Origin of the sequence: Algoriphagus yeomjeoni, from assembly GCF_003259505.1 — a bacterium.
Lineage (GTDB): Bacteria > Bacteroidota > Bacteroidia > Cytophagales > Cyclobacteriaceae > Algoriphagus > Algoriphagus yeomjeoni.
This window is the reverse complement of record NZ_QLLK01000004.1, coordinates 157620-175290: the sequence shown is the minus strand read 5'-3', so window position 1 is coordinate 175290 and position 17671 is coordinate 157620. Positions and strand designations below refer to the sequence as shown.

The following is a 17671-nucleotide window of genomic DNA, read 5'->3' as shown; positions in this document are numbered from 1 at the left end:
TTTCAATTTTATGTGAGTTCAGACTTTTGACTTACCTGAAATTTCAGATTCCAATGATAAATCCTATAATACAATCCATATCCAATGGCTAAAAAAACAGCCCAAAAGAATCAAAAGTCCATGGAAGAAACCCTCTGGGATTCGGCCAATAAACTCAGAGGAACAGTAGAAAGCTCAGAATACAAACACGTCGTTTTAGGCTTGATCTTCCTCAAGTTTGCCTCGGATAAATTCGAGGAACGCAAAGCCGAACTCATCGCTGAGGGCAAGGAGAAATACCTGGAGATGAAGGAATTCTACAATATGAAGAATGTCTTCTTTCTGGCACCGGAAAGCCGCTGGAGCCATGTCATCGAAAACTCGAAGCAAGATGATATCGCACTAATCGTGGATACCGCCCTGCATACCATCGAGCGAAATAATCCTTCCCTCAAAGGTGCACTTCCCGACAATTACTTTTCCCGACTGAATCTGGATCCTAGCAAGCTCGCCGCCCTGCTCGATACCATAAATAATATAGACACCGTAGGCGATGAAGAGGAAGATGTGGTCGGCAGGATCTACGAATACTTCCTCGGTCGCTTTGCGGCAGCAGAGGGAAAGGGCGGAGGAGAATTCTATACCCCAAAATCCATCGTAAACCTCATCGCTGAGATGCTGGAACCCTACAAGGGCAAGATCTACGATCCGGCCTGTGGTTCGGGTGGGATGTTTGTGCAGTCGGTGCAATTCGTCAAAAGCCATCAGGGCAATACCAAGGACATCTCCATCTACGGACAGGAATATACTGCGGTGACTTACAAACTGGCGAAGATGAACCTCGCCATCCGTGGGATCTCGGGCAACTTGGGCGATGTGCCTGCCAATACCTTTTTCAAAGATCAGCATCCCGATCTCAAGGCTGATTTCATCATGGCCAATCCGCCCTTCAACCAGAGCCAATGGCGGGAGAAAAACGAACTAGAGGACGATTCACGCTGGGCAGGGTTTACGACTCCACCTGCCGGGAATGCCAACTACGCCTGGATTCTGCATATGCTGAGCAAACTATCCGAAAACGGAACGGCTGGCTTTGTCTTGGCAAACGGTTCTATGAGTAGTAATACCTCCGGGGAAGGCGATATTCGTCGGGAACTGATCGAAAAAGACATGGTAGACTGCATGATCGCCTTACCGGGGCAGTTGTTTTATACCACGCAGATTCCCGTATGTCTATGGTTTGTGACCAAAAACAAGGCTCAGCGCCCACATCCAGAGGATCCGTCAAAGCAGTTTCGGGATAGAAGAGGGGAAACCCTCTTTATCGATGCCCGCCAACTGGGAACCATGATCGACCGCACGCAGAAGGAACTGACCAAAGAAGATATTGCGACGATCGCGGATACGTATCATTCTTGGCGTAACGCCTCCGTTATCCCGTGCGATTCAGCGGATGTCAGGCTGAGCGAAGTCGAAGCCTCCCTCGATATACGCTACTCACGTAGCTCCAGTGCTCGGGATGACAAATCCTCGATTACTAAAGATGATCAAAAGGGGTATCAAGACCAACCCGGCTTCTGCAAGTCCGCCAGCCTAGCCGAGATCGCAGCCAACGACTACGTCCTGACTCCCGGTCGCTATGTGGGTGTAGCAGAAGAAGAGGACGATGGCATCCACTTCGAGGATAAGATGAGCGAACTTACCGCCACTCTTAAAGGCCAACTGGAACAAGCCAAGGCATTGGATCAGGCTATTTTGGAGAATTTAAAGGGATTGGGGTATGAGTGAGTGGTTTAGAGGTAAGCTGGGTGAAATATTGGAATTGAAAAGAGGGTATGATTTGCCAGCGAGATTAAGAATAAGCGGAAAGATTCCAGTTATATCTTCTGGTGGATTTTCTGATTATCACGCCGATTCAAAAGTAAAAGGACCAGGTGTAGTAACAGGACGATACGGGACTATAGGCAAGGTATTCTTTGTAAATGAAGAGTATTGGCCATTAAACACAACCTTATATGTCAAGAACTTTAAAGGCAATCACCCAAAATTCATTTATTACTTTCTGCAACAAATTGATTTTCAAAGTTGCTCAGACAAAGCTGCAGTTCCTGGATTAAATCGAAATCATCTGCATTTATTAGATTCAAAAATCCCACCTCTCCCTGAACAAAAAGCCATAGCCCATATTTTAGGGACTTTGGATGAGAAGATCGAGCTAAATCGGCAGCTAAACCAAACGCTGGAAGCCATGGCGCAAGCCCTGTTTAAAAGCTGGTTTGTGGACTTCGATCCCGTGATGGATAATGCACTGGCAGCAGGAAACATTATGCCCGATGAGCTAGAAGCGATAGCCGAGAAGCGAAAGCTCGTAGCCGACTCCAAGAAGCTGATCAGCACCAACCCAGCCCTAGCCACAAAGTTTCCTTCTTCCTTTGAATATAATGAGGTGCTTGGGAAGTGGATACCTGAGGGGTGGGAGGATGTCTCATTTCCTGAAATTGTAGACTTTTTAGAAGGTCCTGGCATAAGAAATTGGCAATACACTGAAGAAGAAGATGGTATTAAGTTTATTAATATCCGATGTATTAAGGATGGTGATTTAACATTAGAAACTGCAAATAAATTAACAAGAGAAGAAGCACTTGGTAAATACAAACATTTTCAGCTAGAAGAGGATGATATAGTGATATCAACTTCAGGAACTTTGGGAAGATTTTCTTTTGTGCGGAAAGAGCATTTACCACTTTCATTGAATACAAGTGTAATTAGATTCCGAGAAATTAAAGGTATAAGTACTAAATACTATATCTACGGTTATTGTAATACTGATTTGCAATATGAACTTGAAACAAGGGCTTCAGGAAGTGTCCAGAAAAACTTTGGTCCAATGCACCTTAAACAAATTAGTTTATTACATCCAAGAATGGAAGTTTTATTAGAGCATGAAAAAATATCATATCAATTATTTGAAAAAAGAAAATTAAATCTTCAAAATATTGATACTCTAACCCAACTTCGCGATAGATTATTGCCGGAGTTGATTAGTGGGAGGGTGAGGGTGAAGGAGATCGAGGAATGGACAGAACAAAAATTGGCAATGGTTGCGGAGAATAGAGCTAATTATAATTCAAAATCTTAAAACTAACCAAAATGGAAAAACCAGACTTTAAGATTAAAACAGATAGAGGTTCATCAAATTTCAGTGATCACCTTAATCAAATAGATAATCATAGAATTATATTTTCTGCTCCTTTTGGTACTGGAAAAACAAGCTTCCTTAAAGATTATTTTGAAAGGCATAAATCAGAATATCAAGTATTTCATCTTTTCCCAATTAATTACTCAGTTGCTTCGAATGAAGATATTTTTGAATTAATTAAATATGATATTCTCTTTAATTTTTTGAGGCTTGATGTTGAGTTTGAAAAAGTCTCAATTCCAAAGAGTATATCTTTTGGTTTTTTTCTTCAAAATAATCCTGAAAACATAATAATGCCATTTGTTAGGCAAATTCCTGTTATAGGTAAACAAGTAGCTGAAATAGCTAAAGAGATAATTCAACTCTATAAAACATTTGAAATTCAGCACAAAGGAAACCAGAGTGATCAAGAAAAAACAATCATCAAGTATCTTGAAGAAATCAATAAAACAAAAGGATCAGTTAAGGAAGAAGATTTTTACACTCAGTTAATTTGTCAATTATCTACTCAGATAAAAGAAAAGGATTCAAAGAAGAAAACAGTCCTAATAATTGATGATTTGGACAGGATTGACCCTGATCATATTTTTAGAATATTGAATGTTTTTTCCGCTCACTTTGATCATGATTCATCTGAAAACAAATTTGACTTTGATAAAATAATTCTTGTATGTGACATCAATAATATTAGAAAAATCTATTCTAACCGATATGGGCAAGATGTTGATTTTTCAGGATATATAGATAAGTTTTATTCAGAAGGAACCTTTCATTTTGATCTTCTTCCGGAATTAGAAGATAAGTTAAGTGAAGTTTTCTTAACTGTTATCCTTACAACTACAAATGAGAGAGATCGGTTGTATAGTCTTAAAGATCATATAGATATCAGATATATTCTTTATCTAATTTTTGCATTTCATAAATCTGGTTACTTACCTATCAGAAAACTGTTGAAAATTTTTTCAAAACAAATAATTATTAAAGAACGCAGGAGTGGACCTAGAATAAATGGAAGATATGTCTCTGTTTATGATTTAAGGTTTTTAATTGTTTACCAGTCCTTAAAATCAATCATATCTGATTTTGAAGAATTTAAACTACGGCTAAATGATATGAAGGAAAATATTGAGAATAATCCATATTCAGATTATAAAGTTGATTATTTACATGCTCTTATCCCTATCCTATCATATCCCGATCATTTGTGGAAGCTTGAGATTAATAAGGAGATAAATGGAATTGTTGGTATTGAAGATTTTAAAATTGAATGGTCAATTATTCCTAAAGAAAAGAATAGACATTCTGGCACATCTATTTCATTTGAAACTACTTGTAAAATTCTTAAAAATGGCAATGAATTAGCACCTGAAACTGCAAACTTATTTATTTTAACAAAGAAAGCAATTGAAATTATAGAACGATATAATTTGAATTGGATAGCATGAAATTTATTGAATCCCAACAAAAAGCCATTATGAACAGTGACATCCTGATCTATCAAAACGCTGACGGCAACATCAAAATCGATGTGCGCTTAGAGGAAGAAACGGTTTGGCTTAACCAAGACCAAATGGCTACCCTTTTTGGTAAAGCCAAATCAACCATTAATGAGCATATCAAGAATGTGTTTGCAGAAGGCGAGTTGGACGAAAAAGTGGTTGTTCGGAAATTCCGAATAACCACTCAGCATGGGGCTATGGTAGGGAAAACACAGGAAGTTGAAGTATATGGTTACAATCTGGATGTCATCATTTCAGTGGGCTATAGGGTCAAAGATTAGTTATTAATGGTAAATTATTAATGGTTAATGAGGGGCGGCCATTAACCATTAATCCTTGACCCTTAAACATTAACCCTTAACAATTTGTAATTTTTGAAATGAGCGAACTCCAAAATATAGAATGGAATCAGGGTTTGAAATCAATAGAAAACCAAAAGCTAACGGAACTGAAAGACGTGTTGCTTTCTAAATTAGCGAAAGTGGAATATTAAGAGATATGGAAGAGGACTTGTTTCGGAGTATCAAACAAAGCATTGAATCCTTTCAGGAGTCACTTAAGGGGCATTTGCCAGCTTTGGAAGCAGAAATCAATCATTTGATCCAATCAGGAAATCAGGATAAAAATACCATTGAAAACACATTAGATACCTTATTGTCACTGGTTGATATGGGTATAGGAAAGGAATTGTTTGTGCGGTTATTGGAATATTATAAGACCCTGGATGCGGAAGGGGCGGCATTCTATTGGAACGAATACGACCAAGACGATGAATAAGTACAATCGAAATAAGGGCAACCACAAGGGATTGCCCCAACGTAAATCCATCCGATTAAAAGGATACGATTATTCGCAGGCCGGTTTGTATTTTATTACCATTTGTTGCCAACATCGGGCCTGTTTATTTGGTGATGTGGTGGATGGGAAAATGATTTTGAATGCGGCAGGCACAATGATTAATACCGAATGGTTAAAATTACCAGAACGATTTAAAAATATTGAATTGCACGAATATGTAATAATGCCAAACCATTTTCACGGCATTTTGGAAATCGTTGCGGCGACCGTAGGGGCGACCCTTGTGGTCGCCCTAAATGAAACGGTCGCCCAAAATTACGGTATAACACAAAATCAAATAGGGCAACCACAAGGGATTGCCCCAACGAAAACCATTGGTGATATGATGGATGCGTTTAAATCAATCACGACGGTGGAATATATTCGTGGTGTAAAAACATTGAATTGGCAACCGTTTGTCGGTAAATTATGGCAACGTAATTATTGGGAACACATCATACGGAATGAACAATCGTATCAACGTATTTCTAAATACATTATCAATAATCCTTCAAAATGGTCTGATGATAAATTTTTCCCTGTATAAATAATCAAAATGAAATTCACCGAATCCCAACTTGAACAGGCCTTTATCTCGCTTTTGGAAGCGCAGGGATACCCCCATGTGAAGGGGGAGGATATGCTCCGAGGCAAGGAAGAAGTCTTGATTCGGGAAGATTTGCAGCATTATTTGCAGCAGCGGTATTTGGAAGAGAAGATTACGCCGAATGAGGTGAATGGGATTATCCGTGATCTGGAGAAGTTGCCCGCTTCGGATCTTTACGAGACGAATAAGACCATCATGAATTGGGTGCGGGATGGCTTCCTGCTGAAGCGTGAGGATCATACCCGGAAGGATATTTTTATTTCACTGATCGACTACGAGCAGCCGGAGCGAAACATCTTCAAAATCGTCAATCAGCTGGAGATTCAGGGTTTTGAGAAGCGTATCCCGGATGGGATTCTCTATGTGAATGGCTTGCCACTGGTCGTTTTTGAATTTAAGTCATCTATTCGAGAAGAAGCAAGTTTGCATTCTGCCTACGTTCAGTTGACCACCCGATATAAGCGGGATATTCCGGATTTATTTAAGTACAATGCCTTTTGTGTCATAGGGGATGGGGTAAATACCAAGGCTGGAAGTTTCTTTGCTCCCTATGAGTTTTTCTATTCCTGGCGGAAGATCGAGGGTCTGGATAAGGAGATCGATCCTAATACGGGGTTGTCCACCAAAGTGCATGGCATTGACTCCATGTACACCCTGATCAAGGGAATGCTGGACAAGCGTAGGTTGCTGGACATCATCCATAATTTCATCTATGTGCCGGATAGCTCCAAGAAGGACGAGAAGATCGTCTGTCGCTATCCGCAGTATTATGCCGCGACCAAGCTGTTTGAAAATATCAAACTGCATCAGTTGCCCCATGGAGACGGCAAAGGGGGAACTTACTTCGGTGCGACGGGTTGTGGGAAGAGTTTTACCATGCTGTATCTTACTCGACTGCTGATGAAGTCGGTGGATTTTGCCAGTCCTACCATCGTCTTGATCACCGACCGTACCGACTTGGATGATCAGCTCAGCGGACAGTTCACCAATGCCAAGGGATTTATAGGAGATAATGTGATCCGAAGTGTCAGTAGCAGGCTGGAACTGCGGGAGGAACTGAAGGGCAGAAATTCAGGCGGAGTCTTTTTGACCACGATTCATAAATTTAACGAGGACACCGAATTGCTAACCGAGCGCAGCAATGTGATATGTATTTCGGATGAGGCACATCGCAGCCAAACAAATCTGGATCAGAAGGTTCGGGTGACAGAAAAAGGGGTGAAGAAAAGTTTTGGCTTTGCGAAGCATCTCCATGATTCCCTGCCGAGTGCGACCTATGTGGGTTTCACGGGTACGCCGATCGATGCGACCATGGATGTGTTTGGGGAGATCGTGGATACTTACACTATGACCGAGTCGGTGATGGATGAGATCACGGTTCGGATCGTGTATGAGGGTCGAGCGGCGAAGGTGTTGCTGGAAAACAGCAAGCTTCAGGAGATTGAGAACTATTACTCTATGGTAGCTGAGGCTGGCGCAAATGAATATCAAGTCGATGAGAGCAAGAAGCAGATCACCCAGATGCGGACGATATTGGGCGATCCAGGTCGAATTGAGGCCATTGCCAAGGACTTTGTTACTCACTATGAAACTAGGATAGCAGAAGGAAGTACCATCAAAGGGAAAGCGATGTTTGTCTGTTCCACTAGGGAGATTGCCTATCAATTGTACCAAGAAGTAATAGCTTTGAGACCGGAATGGGCTGAGGTATTGGTTGCGGAAGAGGGAGTAGAGTTGACGGAAAAAGACCGAAAAGAACTCAAGCCTATGGCAAGAGTAAATATGGTGATGACCCGCTCCAAGGATGATGAAAAGGAGCTTTGGGAGATGTTGGGGACCCAAGATTATAGAAAGGAACTGGATCGGCAGTTTAAGAATGCAAAGAGTAATTTTAAGATTGCCATTGTGGTGGATATGTGGCTGACGGGCTTTGATGTGCCCTTTTTGGATACCATGTACATAGACAAACCCATACAGGAACATAGCTTGATCCAGACGATTTCGCGGGTGAATCGGAAATTTGAAGGTAAGTCAAAAGGCTTGGTGGTGGATTATATTGGGATCAAGAAACAGATGAATCTAGCTCTGAAGCAGTATTCTACGGTGGATAGTCAGAATTTTGAGGATATACAACAGTCCATCGTGGTGGTCAAAGATCAGGTGGATTTGCTGGAAGCAATCTTCCACAAGTTTGACTACAGCCTATATTTCACAGGTTCTCCTTTGCAGCAGTTGCATACGCTGAATCAAGCGGCTGAATTCGTGCAGCTGACCCAGAAACTGGAAAAGCGCTTTATGAATCTGGTGAAGCGGATGAAAGCCGCTTATGATATTTGCTCGGGATCAGCAGCTTTTACCAATATAGAAAAGGACAAGATTCATTTTTTTATTGCAGTGAGATCTATTGTATTCAAACTGACAAAGGGAGAAGCTCCGGATACCGAGCAGATGAATGCGAAAGTTCGGGAGATGATACAGGAAGCCATTCGAAGTGAAGGGGTAGAGGAGATTTTTAAACTTGGAGAGGACGATCAGAAAGAGGTGGATATTTTCGAAGCCGACTACTTGGCTAAGATTGATAAGATTAAACTACCCCATACCAAGATCAAGTTGCTGCAGAAGCTTTTGGCCAAAGCCATAGAGGAGTTTAAGCAAATCAACAAAATCAAGGGAGTGGATTTCTCCAAAAAGATGCAACATCTGGTGGAGAAGTATAACGAGCGGAAGGAAGCCGATACACTGGATAGTAGAGTTTTGGATGAATTCACTGACGAGATCATAAACCTATATTATGCCATGAAAAAGGAGAAGGAATCCTTTGCAGAAATGGGCATAGACTTCGAGGAAAAGGCTTTCTATGATATTCTGAAGGAGTTGGCGGTCAAGTATGACTTTGTGTATCCAGAAGACAAATTGATTCACTTGGCGCAGTTGGTCAAAGATGTGGTGGATGACAAAGCCAAGTACACCGACTGGAGCAAGCGAGATGATATCAAAGCGGAACTGAAAGTGGATTTGATTATTCTTTTAGCTGAAAACGATTATCCTCCGGTAGATCGGGATGAGGTGTACAAAGAGATTTTTGAGCAGGCAGAGAATTTTAAGAGGTATAGTAGGTAGAACTAATTTTTAAACAGCACATATTATGACAGATGAAAAGAAAGGATTTTGGAGCAATTTACCAGCTTTGCTAACCTCAATAGCTGGACTAATTACAGCAATTGTAGGTATTTATATATACCTAGATAGTCGTCCACCGGAAAATATGTCAAATGATGAAGTGAATCAAACTGTTGAATTACTAGAGGATCAGGGTAATATTTCCATATCAAAAATAGAAAGTAAACCTGAAGAAATACCAACACCAACTATATCGAAACAAATAAATGACGAAGAAATCATTGAACAATCAGGAGATATAGGTTCTTCTACTAAAGAAGAAGTAGCATTGGATTACGCTACAATTTTGAGTGGCGAAGTAGTAAAAGTTGGTAATTATTTACCCATAGATGATAGGAAATACAGCCTATTTCCCAACAATGTTAGTGAAAATCCCGAAGTAGCCGATATAGAAATAAGGAATTCAAGCCAAGTATCAATAGGTACATCAAAATTGAATCCTGGTGATTATTATATTTTTGAGGACAGTCAGTATTCTTATAAAGTGAGATTGTTACGAGTCAAAATAAGAAATTTCGGAGCCAACTATGCCTATTTTAATGTGGAAAGAGCTTCAATAAAACAATGAGATTGCTTCGTCGTACCTCCTCGCAATGACGTCCAAACAAGTTTGAAATAGAATTCAAGCTGATTGATATATTCAGAGTCGCCTTAGTTTTACTAAAGATTTTCAGACCTTATTTGAATAATACTCATAAAACCAATTGGGGATTTTGGTTTCATCCATACTATCCCAAACTTTCTCTCCTTTAACCATTTTAAAATGAGCGACAAGTCTGAAATTTTCACCATTTCTAGAGTTGTCAAAGAAATATGCTTGATAAGCATGTTGAGCTGCTTCATACATTAAATCAAGAGATCTGTAGTAGCGCTGTTCAATTTTATCTTCAGGCACGCTATGTCCTCCCAATTCTGTCCGAATTTTAACACGATATTTATTGATTTCAGGAGCTTCCGTAGAAACAAAATATAAGTAAACCTTATATTCAGCAGCTTTGGCTTGCTTCATTATATCAATTTTGGAAGGATGGGAGAAAACAGTTTCGAAGGAAAACTTTTTTAAATCTGTAAGGAGTTTTTTTCTCAAAAAATCAGCAATTATCTGAGCAAGTCTTTCGTTGAATTCCAGATCAAGAAGCTTTATTTGATTATTAGAGAAAGAAAATGTTTTTAAAAAATCACTCTTTGTAAATGCAGATGAGATTAATCCAGAAGAAGTAGAAATATCTACGAATTCTTCTTCTGTTGTTTCTATGTTGTATTTATCAAACCCAACATCTTCATTTAGTAGTTTCTTTGCTAGATCATCAGCATTGATGTAAGTACCAAAATCAACAGGGATTTCACTTACTTTATGATTTCTTACTGCCTCAATAATTGTGCTTTTTCCTGATCCATTCGGGCCAGCAAAAACCCTCAGACGTAGTTCTGGCTTAGTCGAGAACAAGTTTGTGCAGGGTTGAAGCTCCTTTTATTTCTTTAATCCGCTGAATACTTCCATCTTGGTTCTCTCGGACAACCCATCCATTTTCAGCCTTAATTACATAACCCGCAGTTTTCATTGCTTGGTCAGAAGCTTTTGTTATTGCAGCTTTTGAAACACGGACAATATCTCGTTTAGTCAGATATGCTTTTTGTGTTCTAAGTTTTGAAGCCGTTTTATGCGAATTTTTATTATTCTTCATCCTTCAATTTACTTATTTACTTCCCGATACAAAAATTCCTAAAAATATTCTCCAACAAATCATCAGTGGTAATCTCACCAGTAATCTCACCTAAGAAATGTAAGGAGCGGCGGATGTCCATGGCCACAAAATCATTGGTCACTTCATTGTCCAGTCCACTCAAAATATCAAGTAAGGACTCACGGGTTTTGACTAGGGAATCGTAGTGACGCACGTTGGTAACGACCGTATTTCCAGTTCGGAATTTGTCCAGATTGACAAGCTCAAGTATGCGAACTTTCAGTCCTTCCAAGTTCTCTTTGTTTCCAGCGGAGATGAAAATAGTGTCCGGATGCTTTTCTTTTAACTCACTTATTAACTGTTCATTACCCTTATCTACCTTATTCGCAACTTTCAGGAAGGGTACACCCTGATTTTCCAGTTTATTGACATCTCGATTGATCTCCACCAAATCTGTATCTCCCAAATCAAAGAGATATAAAATCAAAGAAGCGGACTTCATTTTCTCCTGAGTTCGGCTCACTCCAATAGCTTCAATAGTATCGGTAGTTTCCCGTAAACCAGCTGTATCTATAAAGCGAAAGATTACTCCTCCTATATTGATTTCATCTTCTATAAAATCCCGCGTCGTTCCAGCGATCTCAGAGACGATGGCTTTTTCCTCATTGAGCAGGGCATTGAGTAGGGTGGATTTGCCTGCATTGGGTTTCCCGGCGATTACGGTTGGAACTCCGTTTTTGATCACATTCCCCAGATCAAAGCTCAAAATCAACTCCTCAACTACACGAAGTAATCGCTCTACAAGCGCACGTAATTCTTCTCGACTGGCAAACTCCACGTCTTCCTCGCCAAAATCCAGTTCCAGTTCTATCATTGAAGCAAAATGAATCAGTCTAGATCTAAGCTCCTGTATTTCAGAACTAAATCCACCACGCATTTGACTGAGTGCTGCTTGATGGGAAGTTTCGGAATCCGCATGAATCAGATCGGCTACAGCCTCAGCTTGCGCCAGATCAAACTGTCCGTTCAGGAATGCACGCTGAGTGAATTCTCCAGGCTTTGCAGGACGCGCACCTTTGCGGATGAATAGTTTGAGAACCTGATTGATGATATAGGATGAGCCATGAGTGGAGATTTCCACCACGTTTTCCTTGGTAAATGATTTGGGAGCTATAAAAAGAGAAACCAAGACCTCGTCTATGATTTTTTCCCCATCGCGAATGGTTCCAAAATGTATGGTGTGAGATTCCTGTTTTTCTAGATTTTTGCCAAAAAAAACTTCGTTAGTGAGGCTGATGGCCTCTTTGCCGGAAAGGCGAATTACTGCAATAGCGCCAACGCCCTGCGGCGTAGCTAAAGCGATGATGGTATCATTTTGCTCGGAAAGTGAAAAACTCATTTTGCACCAAATCCATTATGAACTATCTGACCCAACCCATCTAAAAATGGAATTGGCTCTCTATATCCAGGTAATTGAGTGATATTCTGCAAAGTTGGATCAATGATCACAAAATTAGGATATGATTGCACCCGCATAGTCGCCGCCATTTGAGCTTCGGAGTATTTCTTTCCTTTGAAATCAAAGGTGCGCTTATCATCCTCTGCATTCATTTTTACTGCATAAAAGTTTTCATTGATGTATTTGATTACATCAGGATCAGTGAAAGTTTCCTTGTCCATCTTCTTGCACCAGCCACACCAATCAGTGTACACGTCCACAAAAAGCATTTTGGGGTTTGCCTCTGTAGCGGCCACAGCCTCCTCAAATTTCAGCCACTCTATTTTTTCCTGTGCTTGTGCAAAATTGCTAACAATTAGAATTAAGCCTATGATTACTAATTTCTTCATGAATTAAATATATGGTTATACGCAATAATGCTAGTAGCCCTATTATCTGTGGTCTTCTATCTCCTGTCTTCTGTCTTCGGTCTACCGTATTTTGTCAAACCTCCAACGGTTTGCTGGGGGTGGAAGTTCCGAATGCCCAATTTGGCTTGATTCCTTTGATTGCGGCACTTCCCAGAAAGATAACACCAGCTACAGCCACCATCATCCCTGCGATAGAACTATCTACCAAATATGCTGCATAATATCCTGTTACTGCAATAAAAATACCTAAGCCGCAGGTAAGTTTAATAAGAGATGTTAATTTTTTCGTCCAAAGAAAAGCCGTGGCAGGTGGGACGACAAGTAAAGCCACTACCAAAATGGCACCAACCGCTTCGAAACTACTGACAGTAGTATAGGACACCATACTCATCAAAGCCAGATTTATTGCTCCAGCCGGTAGTCCAACTACCAACCCGAAGTTTTCATCAAAACTGGTAAGCTTTAACTCCTTATATAAGAGGAATATAAAGGTTCCTACCAAAACTAAATTCAAAACTGCCAAATAGGTGATTCTTGGGCCCATACTAAAGCCTGCGTCAGTGATCCAAAGATCAATCGGGAGGTAAGCAATTTCCCCATAAAGCACACATTCCTGATCCAAATCGACTTTATAGGCAAGCATATTTATTAGGATGATGCCTATGGCAAATAAGAGCGTAAATGTAATTCCAATGGAAGCATCGAGTTGCACTTTAGCTTTATTCTTCAGCCAATCGATCAGTAGGGTGGCCAGAATCCCCAAAATCCCAGCTCCAATGATGACTTCCAGTCCTCGCTGGCTTCCTGACACAAAGAAACCAATGACAATCCCCGGGAGGACCGCATGTGAAATGGCATCTCCGGTCATGGACATTTTGCGAAGCATCATAAACACCCCTAGCAATCCACAGGATATGGAGATGAGTGAGGCTGTGAAAATTATCAGAAATGCGTTTTGGTCAAAGCTCATCGTTGTCGCGGGGGATATTCTCCTGGTGAGGATCGAGTTTAGGATAATTAAGTCTGTTCTCTAGCAAGGCTTCAAGTTCTGGTGTCAGAATATGTTCAAGCTTTTCGGCAGAATCGTGTACGTGATCCGGGGCAATATTCATGTACTCATTGAGGTAAAGTTCCCAAAGTCTATGAAGTCTCACAATTCGCTTGGCTTCTGATTTCCCTTTAGAAGTGAAGTCTATAAAGCCTTGATTTATAGTAAGTAGGTTTGTTTTGATTAATTCATCAATAGTATGCTTCGTTTCTCGCTTTCTGTAGGGAAAGGACTGATAGATTTCTTCTATAGGGAAGCTGCTTTTCCCACTTTCTATTCCATGATAAATCAACTTTAAAAGGTGGTCTTGATGCGTTTTTTTGAGGTAATACCTTCTTGCGATAAAGCGAGAGAGCACGCCTTTTTTTGGGGCAAAAAGAAAGGAAATTAATGCTAGCAGCGATAAACAAACCACCACCCAAGGACCAGTGGGCATCTGGGGAATTATAAAGGAGACGTAGGTTCCGATGATTCCCGACACAGCTGAAAATGCCCCGGCGATTAAAAGAAGCTTTCCTAGTTTATCCGTCCAGAATCGAGCTGCTGCTCCCGGAGTAATTAACAAGGCCGCCATCAACACCACGCCGATTGCTTGGATACCTATTACTACCGCCAGTATCATGAGCACATTAAATATCAATCTGATCGCTCCCATGGGATAGCCAATGGACTTTCCGAAGTCGGCATTGAATACTAGCATTGAAAATTCCTTTCTGAAAGCGGTCAGTGTAAGAATGATTAAGATTGCCAGACCTCCATAGATGTATAGATCTTCTTCAAGAATGGCAATGGCATTTCCGAAGATGAACTGGTTAAGACCAGCCATCTCTGGATTTCCTGATTTTTGTATCACAGTGAGAAGTACTACTCCGAATCCAAAGAAAATGGATAGGATGGAGGCGATGATTGCATCATCACTCAATCGGGTTTTGCTTTTTAGCCAGGAAGTAAGGAAAGTAGCTAAGGCCCCTGATAGAAATGCTCCAGTCACTATGTAAATAGGATTCTTTTCTCCTGCAAGCATAAAGCCTAGGCAAATGCCCGGAAGTACTGCATGGGAGATAGCGTCTCCCAATAAGGCCTTTTTGTCCAGAAAACTGTACGTTCCCACATAAGCAGAGCCGATGCCCAAGAGTGTGATCCCAATTACTACAAAGGCAATGGATGCATCCTGAAATGTGAAGAAATAGACAAAATCGCTCATATCAATTTTTCAATGGATTAAAGTCTTTCTGTCTGATAATGTCTGTGACTTTGGTAAGCAGGTTGAGCTTACCGCCATAGGTCTTTCTCAAAAGCTCTTCAGTTACCACTTGGGTTTTTGGGCCGGATGCTACCAAGTGCAGGTTTAGCATGATGATCCAATCAAAGTAATTCATGGCAGAGTGTATGTCGTGATGGACAACGATCACTGTCTTGCCAGCTGCAGTCATTTCCTGCAGAAGCTGGAAGATTGCTGTTTCCGTTGCCATGTCCACTCCAGCGAAAGGCTCATCCATTAAATAAAGGTCTGCTTCCTGAGCTAAAGCTCTGGCGATAAAAACCCGCTGCTGCTGACCTCCGGAAAGCTCTGAGATTTGACGGTCTATAAAGGATTGCATTCCCACTTTTTCCAGGCAATCCATGGCGATCTTCTTTTCCTTTTTTCCAGGTCTACGAAAAAGACCTAGTTTTCCAAAGGTACCCATCATCACCACATCCAGCACAGAAGCGGGGAAATTCCAGTCCACAGATTCCCGCTGAGGGACATAGCTGATTCGACTTCTTACGTCATTTAACTCACGGTCAAAAAGCTTGACATATCCTCCGGTAGTTGGAATCAATCCCATGATGGCCTTAATTAAAGTTGACTTACCGGCACCGTTTGGACCAAGTATTCCTATCAGTTTTCCAGCTGGTAAACTCAGATCCACATTCCATAAGACTGGACTTTGATCGTAGCTGACAGTGAGGTCATGTATTTCTAAAATCGGGGAATCTACGTTTATGATCATTGTGTTAGGCTTTCAAAAATTACTTGAACATTGGTTTTCACCATTCCTATATAGGTTCCGGCTGGAGATTCTGGGGCTCCCAAACTATCTGTATACAATGGGCCAGCCAGTTTAATTTCATGATTTTGGTTCGCACATCCTGCGACCACTGCCTCAATTGCTTTTGGGGAAATGGTTTGCTCTGCAAAAACTGCATGGATATTTCTCTCCACAATGAAACTCACTAACCCAGTCAAATCCCGAAGCCCAGGCTCACTGAGTGTGGATAATCCCTGCAGTCCCAAAACTTCCAGATCATAGGCTCTTCCAAAATAGGAGAAGGCATCATGCGCAGTGATGAGCGCTTGATTGGCTTGGCGAAGTTGTGCTACTTTGGTGAGGTTGTCCTGATGCAAAAGTGCTAATTGAGAAAGGTACGATTCTGTATTCTTGTTGATGGTTGTTTTCCACTCTGGCTGCCACTTGATAAGCTCCTCCGAGCCATGAGCCAGTGCCAAAGACCAAAGTGACACATCAAACCAGATGTGTGGATCTACGGAGTGAGCCTCTGGCCCGGATCTTAAAAGTAGTTCCTGAGGAATATTCTCTGATACGTTGATCAGGTTTTGGCTGAAAGCAAGCTTCTCAAAGATCTCAGTCATTTTCCCTTCCAGAAAAAGCCCATGGTAAATAACCATGTCTGCATTTTGAAGCAAGTCCAAATCCCGAACCGAAGCCTTGTATAAATGTGGATCAACGCCAGCCGGCATGAGAGAAACTACATCAGCATTTTCGCCGACGATATTTCTAATTCCGTCAGCAAGGATGCTTGTTGTCGCTACTATTTGCGGCTTAGTATTCTCCTCTGGATTGTCAAATTTACAGGCAAAGGAGAGGAGTGAAATAATCAGTATTAGTAGACAGTTTCTCATGATTGAATTGCCAGAATATTTGCTGCTACATCCTTCGACATAAAGAGCGTTTTCTTCTGATCCACGAGAATTTCCATAGATCCATCAAACTCCACTTTGTCCAATATTTTGATTCTGGCGCCGATGTAGGCACCAACTTTATCGAGGTATTTTAGGAAGGCTGCAGAGCTGTCTTTTACTGCCACGATCTGACCGCTTTGATCTACATCCATCTCGTTCAAAGCAAGCCTTGGTCTGGCTCGTACATCACCATATTCATCAGGAATTGGATCGCCGTGCGGATCAAATTTCGGATAGTTCAAATAGGCATCTAAACGCTGAATTAGGAGAGGAGATTGTATGTGTTCCAGTTCCTCTGCTACCTCATGAACTTCATCCCATGCAAACTGTAATTTGTCTACTAGAAACACTTCCCAAAGTCTGTGTTTTCTGATGGTTTGTAGCGCTCTCTTTTTCCCCTCTTCTGTGATGTTGACTCCGTAATATTTACGGTATTCTATCACCTCCTTATCGCCTAGCTTTCTTAGCATATCTGAGACCGATGCAGGTTTAGTTTTCATCTCTGCAGCCACATCATTTGTCGACACAGATTTGGTGGCTCCATCCGATAGGTGATAGATAGCTTTCAGATAATTCTCCTCCGCTGTAGTTAAGGTCATGGTATTCTAATTTGTACTGAGGCAAATATAAAAATTAATTTAGATATAGCTAAAAATATATTCTATAGTGGCTAAATCAGCTGTGGATAACCTATTTTCAAATGTGTTTAGGGTTTTAGGTAAGGCTAAAAATAAGATTAGTCATACGTAAATATGTACTTAAAGTACTGATAATAAATAGTTTGAAACTTAGTTCAATTCAAA

17 protein-coding genes are annotated in these 17671 nt (G+C 40.9%); 8 read left to right on the top strand and 9 right to left on the bottom strand.

Features of this window, described 5'->3' with window-relative positions; translation table 11 throughout:
* The first annotated feature begins 84 nt into the window (after positions 1 to 84).
* From LV83_RS08235 to LV83_RS08200, 8 genes are all read left to right on the top strand, one after another.
* Positions 85 to 1767: a class I SAM-dependent DNA methyltransferase gene (locus tag LV83_RS08235; protein ID WP_111611075.1), complete on the top strand. Its 1683-nt coding sequence runs from the start codon at positions 85 to 87 to the stop codon at positions 1765 to 1767.
* On the top strand, positions 1760 to 3118 hold the full coding sequence (locus LV83_RS08230) for a restriction endonuclease subunit S (protein WP_111611074.1): 1359 nt from the start codon (positions 1760 to 1762) through the stop codon (positions 3116 to 3118). The genes LV83_RS08235 and LV83_RS08230 overlap by 8 nt, the downstream gene beginning before the upstream one ends.
* A gap of 11 nt (positions 3119 to 3129) precedes the next feature.
* Complete coding sequence (locus tag LV83_RS08225) at positions 3130 to 4623, top strand: P-loop NTPase fold protein (protein ID WP_111611073.1); 1494 nt, start codon at positions 3130 to 3132, stop codon at positions 4621 to 4623.
* Positions 4620 to 4958: a hypothetical protein gene (locus LV83_RS08220; protein WP_245947021.1), complete on the top strand. Its 339-nt coding sequence runs from the start codon at positions 4620 to 4622 to the stop codon at positions 4956 to 4958. The genes LV83_RS08225 and LV83_RS08220 overlap by 4 nt, the downstream gene beginning before the upstream one ends.
* Positions 4959 to 5175: 217 nt before the next feature.
* Entirely contained in the window at positions 5176 to 5454 is a 279-nt protein-coding gene (locus LV83_RS08215) for a hypothetical protein (protein ID WP_111611072.1), read from the top strand.
* Positions 5447 to 6061, top strand: coding sequence for a transposase (locus LV83_RS08210; protein WP_111611071.1), 615 nt, complete (start codon positions 5447 to 5449; stop codon positions 6059 to 6061). Before LV83_RS08215 ends, LV83_RS08210 begins: the two co-directional genes overlap by 8 nt.
* A gap of 9 nt (positions 6062 to 6070) precedes the next feature.
* Positions 6071 to 9241, top strand: a complete 3171-nt coding sequence (locus tag LV83_RS08205) for a type I restriction endonuclease subunit R (protein WP_111611070.1) — start codon at positions 6071 to 6073, stop codon at positions 9239 to 9241.
* A 25-nt stretch (positions 9242 to 9266) separates the two neighbouring features.
* Positions 9267 to 9869: a hypothetical protein gene (locus tag LV83_RS08200; protein ID WP_111611069.1), complete on the top strand. Its 603-nt coding sequence runs from the start codon at positions 9267 to 9269 to the stop codon at positions 9867 to 9869.
* 102 nt (positions 9870 to 9971) lie between these two features.
* On the opposite strand, the gene LV83_RS08195 is transcribed toward LV83_RS08200, so the two are convergent.
* The 9 genes from LV83_RS08195 to LV83_RS08155 all read right to left on the bottom strand — a co-directional run bounded on the left by LV83_RS08195 (position 9972) and on the right by LV83_RS08155 (position 17467).
* Positions 9972 to 10748 (bottom strand): toxin, encoded by a 777-nt coding sequence (locus LV83_RS08195; RefSeq protein ID WP_111611068.1) that lies wholly within the window; start codon positions 10746 to 10748, stop codon positions 9972 to 9974.
* Positions 10735 to 10986, bottom strand: coding sequence for a hypothetical protein (locus LV83_RS08190; RefSeq protein ID WP_111611067.1), 252 nt, complete (start codon positions 10984 to 10986; stop codon positions 10735 to 10737). The genes LV83_RS08195 and LV83_RS08190 overlap by 14 nt, the downstream gene beginning before the upstream one ends.
* Positions 10987 to 11002: 16 nt before the next feature.
* Positions 11003 to 12385 (bottom strand): tRNA uridine-5-carboxymethylaminomethyl(34) synthesis GTPase MnmE, encoded by a 1383-nt coding sequence (gene mnmE / locus LV83_RS08185; RefSeq protein ID WP_111611066.1) that lies wholly within the window; start codon positions 12383 to 12385, stop codon positions 11003 to 11005.
* Complete coding sequence (locus LV83_RS08180; protein WP_111611065.1) at positions 12382 to 12834, bottom strand: thioredoxin family protein; 453 nt, start codon at positions 12832 to 12834, stop codon at positions 12382 to 12384. The genes mnmE and LV83_RS08180 overlap by 4 nt, the downstream gene beginning before the upstream one ends.
* 94 nt (positions 12835 to 12928) lie before the next feature.
* A complete protein-coding gene (locus tag LV83_RS08175; protein ID WP_111611064.1) occupies positions 12929 to 13825 on the bottom strand; it encodes a metal ABC transporter permease in 897 nt (298 codons plus the stop codon).
* Positions 13815 to 15107 carry a metal ABC transporter permease gene (locus LV83_RS08170; protein WP_111611063.1) on the bottom strand — a complete coding sequence of 431 codons (1293 nt, stop codon included), beginning with the start codon at positions 15105 to 15107 and terminating at the stop codon, positions 13815 to 13817. The genes LV83_RS08175 and LV83_RS08170 overlap by 11 nt, the downstream gene beginning before the upstream one ends.
* A gap of 1 nt (position 15108) precedes the next feature.
* The gene (locus LV83_RS08165; protein ID WP_111611062.1) at positions 15109 to 15897 is read right to left on the bottom strand and encodes a metal ABC transporter ATP-binding protein; all 789 of its coding nucleotides are present in this window, start codon (positions 15895 to 15897) and stop codon (positions 15109 to 15111) included.
* On the bottom strand, positions 15894 to 16808 hold the full coding sequence (locus LV83_RS08160; RefSeq protein WP_111611061.1) for a metal ABC transporter solute-binding protein, Zn/Mn family: 915 nt from the start codon (positions 16806 to 16808) through the stop codon (positions 15894 to 15896). Before LV83_RS08160 ends, LV83_RS08165 begins: the two co-directional genes overlap by 4 nt.
* Entirely contained in the window at positions 16805 to 17467 is a 663-nt protein-coding gene (locus LV83_RS08155) for a metal-dependent transcriptional regulator (protein ID WP_111611060.1), read from the bottom strand. The genes LV83_RS08160 and LV83_RS08155 overlap by 4 nt, the downstream gene beginning before the upstream one ends.
* Between the last annotated feature and the right edge of the window lie 204 nt (positions 17468 to 17671).

Bases quoted from the DNA above. Each gene is read 5' to 3' on its own strand.
- LV83_RS08235 (WP_111611075.1), top strand. From the start codon at position 85: ATGGCTAAAAAAACAGCCCAAAAGAATCAAAAGTCCATGGAAGAAACC.
- LV83_RS08215 (WP_111611072.1), top strand. From the start codon at position 5,176: ATGGAAGAGGACTTGTTTCGGAGTATCAAACAAAGCATTGAATCCTTT.
- LV83_RS08230 (WP_111611074.1), top strand. From the start codon at position 1,760: ATGAGTGAGTGGTTTAGAGGTAAGCTGGGTGAAATATTGGAATTGAAA.
- LV83_RS08200 (WP_111611069.1), top strand. From the start codon at position 9,267: ATGACAGATGAAAAGAAAGGATTTTGGAGCAATTTACCAGCTTTGCTA.
- LV83_RS08155 (WP_111611060.1), bottom strand. From the start codon at position 17,467: ATGACCTTAACTACAGCGGAGGAGAATTATCTGAAAGCTATCTATCAC.
- LV83_RS08180 (WP_111611065.1), bottom strand. From the start codon at position 12,834: ATGAAGAAATTAGTAATCATAGGCTTAATTCTAATTGTTAGCAATTTT.
- LV83_RS08210 (WP_111611071.1), top strand. From the start codon at position 5,447: ATGAATAAGTACAATCGAAATAAGGGCAACCACAAGGGATTGCCCCAA.
- LV83_RS08190 (WP_111611067.1), bottom strand. From the start codon at position 10,986: ATGAAGAATAATAAAAATTCGCATAAAACGGCTTCAAAACTTAGAACA.
- LV83_RS08205 (WP_111611070.1), top strand. From the start codon at position 6,071: ATGAAATTCACCGAATCCCAACTTGAACAGGCCTTTATCTCGCTTTTG.
- LV83_RS08160 (WP_111611061.1), bottom strand. From the start codon at position 16,808: ATGAGAAACTGTCTACTAATACTGATTATTTCACTCCTCTCCTTTGCC.
- LV83_RS08165 (WP_111611062.1), bottom strand. From the start codon at position 15,897: ATGATCATAAACGTAGATTCCCCGATTTTAGAAATACATGACCTCACT.
- mnmE (WP_111611066.1), bottom strand. From the start codon at position 12,385: ATGAGTTTTTCACTTTCCGAGCAAAATGATACCATCATCGCTTTAGCT.
- LV83_RS08225 (WP_111611073.1), top strand. From the start codon at position 3,130: ATGGAAAAACCAGACTTTAAGATTAAAACAGATAGAGGTTCATCAAAT.
- LV83_RS08220 (WP_245947021.1), top strand. From the start codon at position 4,620: ATGAAATTTATTGAATCCCAACAAAAAGCCATTATGAACAGTGACATC.
- LV83_RS08170 (WP_111611063.1), bottom strand. From the start codon at position 15,107: ATGAGCGATTTTGTCTATTTCTTCACATTTCAGGATGCATCCATTGCC.
- LV83_RS08175 (WP_111611064.1), bottom strand. From the start codon at position 13,825: ATGAGCTTTGACCAAAACGCATTTCTGATAATTTTCACAGCCTCACTC.